Genomic DNA, 2,301 nt, shown 5'->3' on the forward strand with positions numbered 1-2,301 from the left:
CTGCCGCCTGCCCGGCTGAGGATCGATTTTCCGTTCAGCTTCTGCCAGGAAGGATCCAGCAGACATGGCTTACCTGTCCGATCAGGCCGAGGACCGCTTCGTGGACGGCCCCGCAGGGGAACGCTTCCACTACCGCCGCTTCGGCCGGCCCGCGACGGTCCCGCTGGTCCTGTGCATGCGCGCGGCACCACCGACCACTGGGACCCCGAACTGCTCGACGCCCTGGCCGCCGAACGCGAGGTCATCGTCTTCGACAACCGCGGCACCGCGGGCTCGACCGGGGTCGCCCCCACCACCATCGACGGCCTCGCCGACGGCGCCATCGCCTTCATCCGGGCGCTCGGCCTGCAGCAGGTCGACGTCATGGGCTGGTCCCTGGGGGGCATCGTGGCCCAGGGCACCGCCCTGCGCGCCCCGGAACTGGTGCGGCGCCTGATCGTCGCCGGAAGCACCCCGGCCGGGGTCCCGAACCAGCCGACGCCGCCGCCCCGCGTCGGCGAGATCCTCACGCACGCCGTCAACGGCGACGACGACTACCTGTACCTGTTCTTCCCCGAGACCGACGAGGGCCGGGCCGCGGGCCTGGCGTCGCTGCGCCGCCTGGACACCCGGCTCGCGCGGTCGCATGCGGCAGTCCAGGACGAGACCTACCGCGCCCAACTCGCCGCCATCGCGGCCTTCAGCGGCTACTACGACAGGCTCCCCGAGCTGAAACTGCCGGTGCTGGTCGCCAACGGAGCCCATGATGTCATGATCAACTCCTACGCCAGCTACCGGATCTAATCGCAGTGCACCGGGCTTCAGCCCGGTGGTGAAGCGATTCTGAGCCCTGCCGTGACGTGCGGGTTTGCACCCTCCCGCGCTGTTGTCAGTGCCACCCGATAGGTTGATCATTATGCAGCTCCGGTACTCCTTCCGCCTCTATCCGAACGGGCCTCAGCGTTCAGCGCTGGCCCGGGCGTTCGGGTGTGCGCGGGTGGTGTACAACGACGCGTTGCGGACCCGTGAGGACGCCCGCGCGGCGGGTCTGCCGTTCGTCTCGTCCGGGGTGCTGTCGAAGGCGCTGACGGAGGCGAAGAAGACCGAGGCCCGTTCCTGGCTCGGTGAGGTGTCGGCCGTGGTCCTGCAACAGTCTCTCCGGGACCTGGACACGGCCTACCGGAACTTCTTCGATGGCTTGAAGGGCAAGCGCCCGCGCACGGGTCCTCCCCGGTTCAAGAGCCGCAAGGACAACCGGCAGGCGATCAGGTTCACCGCGAATGCCCGCTGGTCGATCACCACGGGCGGTGACCTGTCGTTGCCGAAGATCGGCGACGTGCGGGTGAAGTGGTCGCGTGCGTTGCCGTCGGTTCCGTCCACGGTGACGGTGGTCAAGGACGCCGCCGGGCGGTACTTCTGCTCGTTCGTGGTGGAGACCGACCCGGCAACCGACCTGACACGGATGCCGCAGACACAGGCCGTGGTCGGCATCGACCTCGGGCTCACCCACTTCGCGATTCTCTCCGACGGACGCAAGATCGACAGCCCGAAGTTCCTGCGCCGAGCCGAGAAGAAGTTGAAGCGCGCGCAGCAATCCCTGAGCCGTAAGGCCAAGGGGTCGAAGAACCGGGACAAGGCCCGCATCAAGGTCGCCCGCGCTCATGGCCGGGTGGCCGACGCGCGACGCGAGTTCCACCACCAGCTCTCCACCGAGTTGATCCGCGATAACCAAGCGGTCGCCGTGGAAAACCTGGCGGTCAAGGCACTCGCCCGCACGCGCATGGCCAAGTCCGTGCACGACGCCGGATGGTCGCAGTTCGTCACCATGCTGGAGTACAAGGCCGCCCGGTACGGGCGCGCCTTCCACCGCATAGGCCGCTTCGAGCCCACCTCGCAGGTCTGCTGCGTATGCGGCGTCAAGGACGGCCCCAAGGCGCTCAACGTCCGCGAGTGGACATGCGGAGCGTGCGGGACCGTCCTCGACCGGGACATCAACGCGGCGGTCAACGTCGTCAAGGCCGCCGGACTGGCGGTGTCAGCCTGTCGAGCGCAGGTAAGACCGGTACTCGTACCGGCACAGCGCGATGAAGCAGGAACCCGCCCAAACGCCGCGCCATCCGTGCGCAGCGCGGAGGGAATCGCCGTCCTTTAAGGGCCGCGAGGATGTCAAGCGATGTCGCAGCGGCTCCCCGACGCCAAGGTCGTCCTGTACAGCGACGCCGGGCACGGCTTCCTCTTGCAGCACATCGAGGACTTCGCCCACGAGGTCAACCGCTTCCTGGCCTAGCTGTATTGACCACGAGCGTTGTTGACAGTCCGGGA

Annotated in this window: 3 protein-coding genes; all 3 read left to right on the forward strand. The window is 68.0% G+C overall.

Annotation, left to right across the window (positions count from 1 at the left end):
* The first annotated feature begins 171 nt into the window (after positions 1-171).
* Positions 172-783, forward strand: a complete 612-nt coding sequence (locus tag ACFP3V_RS31560) for an alpha/beta fold hydrolase (protein ID WP_380591192.1) — start codon at positions 172-174, stop codon at positions 781-783.
* Positions 784-895: 112 nt separating this feature from the next.
* Positions 896-2,131 carry an RNA-guided endonuclease InsQ/TnpB family protein gene (locus tag ACFP3V_RS31565; RefSeq protein WP_380591195.1) on the forward strand — a complete coding sequence of 412 codons (1,236 nt, stop codon included), beginning with the start codon at positions 896-898 and terminating at the stop codon, positions 2,129-2,131.
* A gap of 21 nt (positions 2,132-2,152) precedes the next feature.
* Positions 2,153-2,266, forward strand: a complete 114-nt coding sequence (locus ACFP3V_RS31570; RefSeq protein WP_380591198.1) for an alpha/beta fold hydrolase — start codon at positions 2,153-2,155, stop codon at positions 2,264-2,266.
* Positions 2,267-2,301: the final 35 nt, after the last annotated feature.

This window comes from Streptacidiphilus monticola, assembly GCF_042658505.1.
Classification (GTDB): Bacteria; Actinomycetota; Actinomycetes; order Streptomycetales; family Streptomycetaceae; genus Streptacidiphilus; species Streptacidiphilus monticola.

Excerpts from the sequence above, each read along its gene's own strand:
- ACFP3V_RS31565 (WP_380591195.1), top strand. The coding sequence starts at position 896 with ATGCAGCTCCGGTACTCCTTCCGCCTCTATCCGAACGGGCCTCAGCGT.
- ACFP3V_RS31570 (WP_380591198.1), top strand. The coding sequence starts at position 2,153 with ATGTCGCAGCGGCTCCCCGACGCCAAGGTCGTCCTGTACAGCGACGCC.